The organism is Oleiphilus sp. HI0086 (assembly GCF_001635225.1).
Map to the genome: position 1 here is coordinate 1 of NZ_LWFZ01000641.1, position 8,602 is coordinate 8,602.

6 protein-coding genes are annotated in these 8,602 nt (G+C 46.8%); 1 reads left to right on the top strand and 5 read right to left on the bottom strand.

The features are described 5' to 3' along the window. The coding region (locus tag A3756_RS08755; RefSeq protein ID WP_068552929.1) for a CPBP family intramembrane glutamic endopeptidase at window positions 1-782 on the top strand (782 nt) is incomplete at its 5' end. A gap of 78 nt (window positions 783-860) precedes the next feature. On the opposite strand, the gene A3756_RS27625 is transcribed toward A3756_RS08755, so the two are convergent. From A3756_RS27625 to A3756_RS27630, 5 genes are all read right to left on the bottom strand, one after another. After that, a complete protein-coding gene (locus tag A3756_RS27625) occupies window positions 861-1,271 on the bottom strand; it encodes a hypothetical protein (protein ID WP_068552930.1) in 411 nt (136 codons plus the stop codon). Beyond that, window positions 1,237-2,784: a DmsC/YnfH family molybdoenzyme membrane anchor subunit gene (locus A3756_RS08760; RefSeq protein ID WP_197470000.1), complete on the bottom strand. Its 1,548-nt coding sequence runs from the start codon at window positions 2,782-2,784 to the stop codon at window positions 1,237-1,239. The genes A3756_RS27625 and A3756_RS08760 overlap by 35 nt, the downstream gene beginning before the upstream one ends. 1 nt (window position 2,785) lies before the next feature. Then, a complete protein-coding gene (locus tag A3756_RS08765) occupies window positions 2,786-4,975 on the bottom strand; it encodes a molybdopterin oxidoreductase family protein (protein ID WP_068553347.1) in 2,190 nt (729 codons plus the stop codon). Between the two features lie 413 nt (window positions 4,976-5,388). After that, window positions 5,389-7,341: an acetate--CoA ligase gene (gene acs / locus A3756_RS08770; RefSeq protein ID WP_068509939.1), complete on the bottom strand. Its 1,953-nt coding sequence runs from the start codon at window positions 7,339-7,341 to the stop codon at window positions 5,389-5,391. Between the two features lie 53 nt (window positions 7,342-7,394). After that, window positions 7,395-8,602, bottom strand: a 1,208-nt coding sequence (locus A3756_RS27630) for a MinD/ParA family protein (protein WP_368664579.1), incomplete at its 5' end; no start/stop codon positions are given.

An 8,602-nucleotide genomic window follows, 5' to 3' on the forward strand; every position in this document is an offset into this window, starting at 1 on the left:
TACCCTTATTCGTAATCTTGCTGATTACAAGCTGGCAAACACAAGTTATCGATTGGCGAACTGCTGCTTTCCTTGTTTTCGCCACGCTGATCATTAGTCAGGTTCAATCAAAGCATTTACCAATAAAAACCTTCGCCTGGATATTTTTAAGCCTTGTGCCCTTGATGCTAGCCTTACACCTTGTTCCCGGCTTTACTAAAACCACGGTCTTCGGCCCGGCCTTACTTGGTAACTCAAGCATTCCTTACACCCTAAGTGCTCACCTTGATAAAGCCTTGGGCGCAGTATTCATCTTATTTTGCTTTCGCTACTGGGTCAGCAATAGGAGCCCTTCAAACCTGAAGAACGAAACCAACATAAAGCCCGAGCTATTCGCCAAGGTCGGCTTCGCTATGTTTGGGATTTTTCTGATCGGCTACATTTTGGGCGTCAATACAGATTTTAAATTCGGCCAGCTGACTTTCGCCTTTATTTTTATTAATCTGTTTGTGACCTGCATCGCTGAAGAAGCGTTCTTCAGGCTAATCATTCAGCGCTTTATATTCCTAAAATCGTCTACAGCCAGCGCCGCCATTATTGGCTCATCCCTTCTGTTCACTCTTGCTCACTTCCATACAGGGCCCGGGGCGATAGAGAGGCTCAGCCTAATCTTTGCCGCGGGTTTACTCTACGCATGGAGTTACCAGCGAAGCAATTCTCTGCTACTTGCTATCCTGCTTCACTTTAGCATTAACCTGATTCACTTTAGCTTCTTCGTTTATCCTGCCTCTTTTACTCATTGATGACTAAGCACGCACTAAATTCTATTGGCAATAAGGCCACTTTCTTTCGAAAGCAGCCTTCTCTTTAGTCACCTGCGATTAGTGTAGGTCAGGTACAACACCCACCTGAGGCATTTCTGCCAAACCAATGTCTCTGGCATGTTCTTCAAACCCTTTGTTCTTCCAGAAGAAAGCCCCTGGCATGGTTGTAGGTACAACCAATATATAGAAGAGTGCACGACCAACTAACAACATAATGATCATGCCAAGCCCCGCAGCGATACCAATCAGTGCAGCTGAAATACCGGTAGGCGCCCAGATAAAGAAGACTGCAGAGATAAGCAAGCCAAGCACTAAGCTGACGTTTCTCGCCAAGTAAGTATTGCCAAACGTCGTCCACTGAATGTAGTGCGCTGCTGCGCCCTCTCCCTGTTCAGTATTCAGGTAACGAGCATGAGCAACAAGACCTATTGACTCAACCAGCAAGCCAATAAAGACCAGACAAGACACTCAGAAGTGGTGCAAAGCTTAAATCTTTAAGCGAATAAGCAATACAAGCAAACACGGCAAAAACAATTCCGCCGACACTAAACATACTGCCAAAGAAGCTGGTCAATACCTGCCAATGATTCCAGAACGGGCGAGCTTTAATTCGATAGATACAGTGCATGAAGTACAAACCTATCAAAGCAGAGATCACCGCAAAACCACCCGCAATAGATATCAGCAAATCTAGGATACCCAACTGCAACCATTCATTGATCGCAGACAACACGGTATAGCCACATAGGCCCGCGAAGAACATGGCGATACCCAAGGCTTCCCGACTAAGTGGTGACCAACGCAAGTTATTAAACCCACGGTAGAAACGCAAAGGCTTACCCAGGTGCAGCGTAGAAAGGAATAAACCCAAAGCCTGAACAAAAATCATCGCACCCAATAATGGATACTTCATCGCACTTTGATCTAAAAATGCAAAGGCTTCAGGGAAGATAGACGGCCCCAACAGCAAAATCATAAAGGCACCGATCACTGCTTGAGTCGACAAGGTGAACATAACCAAAGGATTTTCTCGCGAACTTAGACGCTTCAAATTCCAAGATCGCTCTTTACCTGCTTTCTCATTTACAACTGAACGATAACTTCCATCTTCTTGCTTATGGTACTTAAGAGGCTGAACATCTGTTCGCGTCATCTCTTCCGGTAGAGTTTTGATCTGCTGGAAACGAATATTAGGTTGCGTAATTGATGGGTCAGGGAAGCCAGGGATACTCGCCTCAGTCTGCTCTCTATTTTCTGGCGTATCTTCAATAACACCAAAGTTCAATGCATTACCCAAACAGGCCGAAACACAGGCTGGCTTCAAGCCTACTTCTAAGCGGTCAACACACATATTACACTTCGATACCTGACCTTTAACCGGGTCAAGCTGTGGTGCGTTATAAGGACAAACCCAAGTACAGTAACCACAACCAAAGCAGGTATCAGGATCCTGGAGTACCGCACCATATTCAGTATGCTTGGTATAAGCCTTTGTTGGACAGCCCTTCAAACAAACCGGGTCGTCACAATGGTTACACGCCATTGATATGTTCATGCGCTTATAGTCAGGGTAGGAACCCCCTTCTACATAACCAACCGAGCGGAAAGCCAAGTGAGCCGGATTTTCATTCTTTTCACTACAAGCGGCTTCGCAGGCATGGCAACCGATACAGTTGTCAGCGGTAAAGTGAAATCCGTGCTGCTTGTTTCGATTAGGGTTGCAACCTACAGAGGGGTTTTCATTGATCTGCATCGATCGCCCCTGCTCGAACGCGCCTTCGGTCAGATCCAATAAGTCAATCTTCTGCCCATAGCGGTTTTCTTCGCTTTCGTTCTTCTTCACCTTAGGATCATACAGCTTTGCATAGCCTTGCTCGTTATCCCTGAAGGTAAAAGTCGGTCTTTCGTTGGTGTTCTTTTCTTCGTTCGGCACACCGATCTGGTCCAAGCGGTCACGAACTTTTACTAATAAATTCAGCATATTAATATCCTCTTCGCTCAGCATTTAATTGACCAGCCACCGACTGGTCGACCGGTTCTATCTTGATCGCACACTGCTTAAAGGCAGGTTGCCTTGAGTGTGGGTCAAGCAAACCAAGCGAGACACGATTAACACAATCATGAAAGTGAAAAGGAATGAAAACCATATTTCTAGGAACTCTCTGCGTTAGCTGTACCATCACCACGGCATCACCGCGGCGCGAAACAATTCTCACATACGATTGATGCGCTACGCCTAACTCTGCAGCTGCGTCAGGGTTCATTTCCATGTAGGGGGTTGGGCTGAACTTATTCAGGTTACCCAACTTCCCGGTCTTAGTTCGGGTATGGAAGTGCTCCACTACCCGGCCACTATTCATCCAGAAGGGGTACTTGTCGCAAGGTGTTTCATTATTCTCGATATACGGCAAAGGAATCAGGTTCGCCTTCTTGCTCTTAGTCTGGAACTTACCGTCCGTATACAAACGAGGGTCGCCCTTGCCACTGTCATTTCCTTCGCGATAAGGCCAATGAATCCCTCTGGCTTCTTCCAGTATTTCATGCGTCATACCTGAAATATCTAAGGTTCTGCCATCACCTTTCGATAGCTGGCGCATTTCTTCAAAGGCCTCTGCCGTGGTATCAGGGAAGTTAATCTTCTGGCCATTCTCAAAACGCTTGACCATTTCGTTAAAGATCCAGAAATCCGGCTTAGAGTTGGCATAAGGCTCCACCACTTTACGCACGAGGTTTACACGTCGCTCTGTATTAGTGAAGCAACCTTCCTTCTCTGCCCAAACCGAACCCGGAAGATAGACATGAGAATATTGATTGGTTTCAACGTCACGGTAACTATCCTGAACAACCAAGAACTCCAGTTTCTCAAGCGTCTTACGAATTCGAGAAGTTTGCGGCATCGAGGTCATGGGGTTAGTCGCGATCAACCACAAGGATTTAATCTGGCCGGTTTCAATTGCCGGGAAGATATCGGTTTGTTGCATCCCACGCTTAGTCGGAAAGAAGTCAGCATCAATGCCCCAAAAATCAGCAATTTCCTGGCGATGCTCTTCATTTTCCAAAGCCCTGTAGCCTGGTAAGCCAGAACAAGAAGACCATTCACGCGTCCCCATAGCATTACACTGACCTGTAATAGACAAGCTGGTACCACCTGGCTTACCGATATTTCCGGTAATCAGGTTCAAGTTATTGATGCCGACAACGCCGTCTGAACCATGAGTGCTCTGGTTAATCCCCATCGTCCAAATACTCATTGCAGCACCGGCTTTCGCATACAAGCGCGCGACATTACGAATCGTATCTTCATCAATACCACATATTTTTGAAGCACTGACCGGGTCGTAGTCCTTAACCAGTGCTTCAACTTCTTCTATGCCCTGGGTATTTGCATTGATGTAGTCTCGGTCTTCAAGACCTTCAGCTAAAATCACATGCATCAAACTATTCTGGAGCACCACATCGGTGCCAGGCGTGATGGGTAAGTGAATATCAGCAAATTGCGCCAACATGGTTACACGAGGGTCAACAACAATTACCGGGAATTTTCGCTTCTCTAAGGCCTCTTTAAGTCGCCAATAGATAATCGGGTGTTGCTCAGGCAGGTTTGAGCCCCAGGCAATTAAGCACTCCGTATGCTCAAAGTCCTCATAACAACCAGGAGGTCCGTCAGAACCAAAAGAGCGCTTATAGCCTGAAACGGCAGAAGCCATGCAAAGCGTCGTATTACCATCATAATGATTGGTACCAATACAACCTCGCACCAATTTACCCAAAGTATAAAATTCTTCAGTGAAGATCTGCCCAGTCGAGACGACAGCGACAGAATCTTTGCCGTACTTTTCCTGGATTCGCTTGAATTCAGCGGCCGTCTTATCGAGCGCTTGGTCCCAGCTGGCAGGCTTAAAGTCTTGATAGAATTTGTCGCGCATCAGAGGTTGACCACCGCGGCCCTCTGAATCAAATAGTTGGTGCTCAAAAATACCTTTAATACATAGCTTCCCACGATTTACATCTGCCCCGGTATCACCACGGGTTCCTACCGCTTTTCCATCCTCATCGATACCGACTTCAATCGAGCAACCAGTCGAGCAATAACCACAGGTGGTGTACTTCCATTCCTTAACAGGTTTTTCTACTATCTTGATAGGCTTTCTGTCTTTTCGACCAAACAACATAAACAAACACTCTCTCAATAATGAGCACCAATGCCGTGCAATACCTGAGCAATTTACTCAAGAATTGCACCAAGCTAGCGCAACATTTCTATAAGTCATTGATTTATAGATTAATAATTTTAGTAGCTGGAGTGATTCGCAATTAGCGAGCCAAGTTGTTGTCTAAATGATATCAGGGAAATTGCTGTCGATTTTACTGCTGGATCTGGCGGAGTGTTTTGTAGACAGAGCGGCCGTCCCAGGCTCGCTAGAGGGCTAGCAAGGGGGCAGATTCTGCGAGAGGTGGAACCGTTTGCCTACGGATTCGAGAAAAACCATACTTGTAGGCAGAGCCTTCCACGGCTCGCTGGCGGGCTAGCAAGGGTCTGGTTCTGCGAGGGGTTTCCCCCTCTGCCTACAGTAGCGTTGATTGCTTACTTGTTCAGTCGTTCATCAACCAATTTGGCGACCACTGAAGGATCGGCCAAGGTAGAGATATCCCCCAAGCTATCATGCTCGTTCGCGGCTATCTTGCGCAAAATACGGCGCATGATTTTACCAGAACGGGTCTTTGGCAACGCCGGTGCCCACTGGATGATATCCGGTGTCGCGACAGGGCCAATCTCTTTTCTCACCCATTGCTTCAAGGTGTCTTTGAGCGCGTCATTTAGGTCAATGTCATGGTCATGCATCATACTGACATAGACATAAATACCTTGGCCTTTAATATCGTGAGGGTAGCCAACAACAGCGGCTTCGGCAACATCTGGGTGAGCCACTAATGCACTTTCGATTTCAGCGGTGCCCATTCTGTGCCCCGAAATATTCAAGACATCATCAACACGACCGGTAATCCAGTAATAACCATCTTCATCGCGACGCGCACCATCACCTGTGAAGTACATACCTTCATAGGTACTAAAGTAGGTCTGGATAAAGCGTTCATGGTCGCCGTAGACAGTACGCATCTGCCCAGGCCAGCTATCCAGCATAACTAAATTACCTTCAGCTGCACCTTCCAGAATATTGCCTTCATTGTCGACAATCGCAGGTTTAACACCGAATAGAGGGCGTGTCGCCGAGCCAGGCTTTAATTCCGTGGCGCCAGGCAAAGGAGAAATCAGCACCCCACCCGTCTCGGTCTGCCACCAAGTATCGACAATCGGGCACTTTTCTTTACCTACTACACGGTGATACCAGTCCCAGGCTTCTGGGTTGATTGGTTCACCCACGCTTCCCAGCAAACGCAAGCTTGATAGGTCGCATTTTTCAACATAGGCATCGCCTTCTGCCATCAAGGCTCGAATTGCGGTCGGCGCAGTGTAGATAACGTTAATCTTATGCTTTTCAACAATCTGCCAAAAACGCGAAAAATCAGGGTAGTTCGGCACACCTTCATACATAACATTCACAGCACCATTCGCTAGCGGCCCATAAAGCATGTAAGTGTGGCCGGTGATCCAACCAAAATCAGCTGTACACCAGTAAACATCATTTTCCTGATAATCAAAAACAACTTCATGCGTCAGCGAGGCATAGACCATGTAACCGCCAGTCGTATGAAGAACACCTTTAGGCTTACCCGTCGAACCAGAGGTATAAAGCATAAAGAGCGGGTCTTCGGCATTCATTGGCTCAGGTTCACACTCACTCGAAGCACCTGCCAAAAGTTCATGATACCAAAGGTCTCGACCCTCGACCCAATTAACATCATTGCCGGTGCGTTTTAACACAAAGACATTTTCAACCGTCGTGACCGCATCGGTTTCAATCGCTGCATCGACATTTTTCTTTAGAGGAATCGCTTTGGCACCACGTACGCCTTCATCAGCCGTCACGACCCATTTCGCTGCACCGTCAGCGATACGAGCAGCCAAGGCTTCAGGAGAAAAACCACCAAACACAACAGAATGAATGGCACCAATACGAGCACAGGCCAACATCGCTACAGCGGTTTCAGGAACATTAGGCATATAGATAGTGACAATGTCGCCCTTTTTTACACCTGTTTGTCGCATGGCGTTGGCAAACTTACACGTTTCTTCGTACAGCTCTCGATAGGAAATATGCTTAGAAGAATCTAGCTCATCTCCCTCAAAGATAACTGCAGTCTGTTCACCACGCTCAGCCAAGTGGCGATCTAGACAATTTACCGAAGCATTCAAGACACCGTCGTAATACCAGCGAATATGCAAATCATTAGAAGAAAACGATACATCTTTTACCTGGGAATAAGGTTTGATCCATTCAAGGCGCTTTCCCTGCTCTGCCCAGAACGATTCATTGTCATCCTGCGACTGCTGATAAAGCGCTTGATAACGGTCTTGATCGATATTAGTGCGGGCTTTAGCCTGCGCGTGAATGGGATAAACTTTTTGATTACTCATGAGATGTCTCCGGTCCTTGTAGAGCCTCACTATTCAGAGTCTCTTTTTATTCTTTATGAGTCACCGGAAGAGTCGACTAAAGACGCATACTTGATTGATTCTAATAAACTTTCCAGTGGTATATCTTCAGCTGAGGAGCGAATTGCTCGCGCTAGAACTTGTTGATCACCAAAACCAGAAGCGTCATAACGGGCTTTGGATTGTCTGAGCTTTATCGACTGGCGGTATTCATCCAAACCGATGCGTTCATAATCAGACAATAACAATTGTTTTTGTTCTTCACTCAACTGATCAGGATCCAGAGAATGCAGCAAGCTATGAAGAAGGTCAACTGCTGCATTGCCCAGACGATCACCAAAACTGTAAATACACCCAGACAACAAAGTCACCATCTGTTCGGGTGTTGTATTTTTATCGCTAAAGAAGTTATTTAAACGAAGCCGTAGATCGACCCATGCATCTTCAGAATGCTCTGATAGCGGCTCCTCTACTAGCTCTGCTTTTTGCTCAACATAACGTTCAACGCTAGCTTCAACGCCGGAATCCAAAGCATTGTCTTCAACATGGATCTCTGATTCAGGAGACAAGTCGCCTTGAGCTTCCCGAACTTGGTCAAGCAAGGTTTGTTCATAACTCGAGACCGCTCTTTTATTCCCCTGGGATTGCTCTCCTGCCGAGCTAAAGCTTGCCATTTGCTCACGCAGCTTATCAAAAGAGCCCGGTTTATGAAGAGACGTCGTTTTTCTTGTCGAAGCCGCTTGTTTGGCCGCGATGCTTTTCTGTGGGCGAGCGACTTGTCGCTCTACTACTTTTTGCCAATAGGCGCTAAAGGCCAAACGCGGAACGCCTGTCTGGCTAAACAGGTCATCTATTTTTTCTGCTAAGCGATAAAAACAACGAGCGGAAGGATCGGTTTTAGGATAAAGCGCAACAGGACGCTGCAAGCTGACTGCCGCTCGCATGCTTTCATCCATCCATACCGAGCCCAGGTATTCTGTATTCAGGTCCAGATACTTACTAACGGCTTGTGAAAAGCGCTGAAAGACCTTCTTAGCTTGCGCCGCATTAGAGACCATATTGACAACAATCTGAACCTTTCGCCGATAACCGCGGCGTTTGAGCACCTTAAGCAGAGAGAACGCATCAGTTAAAGAGGTTGGCTCGGGGGTCACCACAACGACAGCAACTTGAGACGCGGCAATAAAATGAAGAACGGTTGGAGAAATACCCGCGGCTGTGTCGACCATCATATAGTCATAAT

Excerpts from the sequence above, each read along its gene's own strand:
- A3756_RS08765 (WP_068553347.1), bottom strand. The coding sequence starts at position 4,975 with ATGTTGTTTGGTCGAAAAGACAGAAAGCCTATCAAGATAGTAGAAAAA.
- acs (WP_068509939.1), bottom strand. The coding sequence starts at position 7,341 with ATGAGTAATCAAAAAGTTTATCCCATTCACGCGCAGGCTAAAGCCCGC.
- A3756_RS08760 (WP_197470000.1), bottom strand. The coding sequence starts at position 2,784 with ATGCTGAATTTATTAGTAAAAGTTCGTGACCGCTTGGACCAGATCGGT.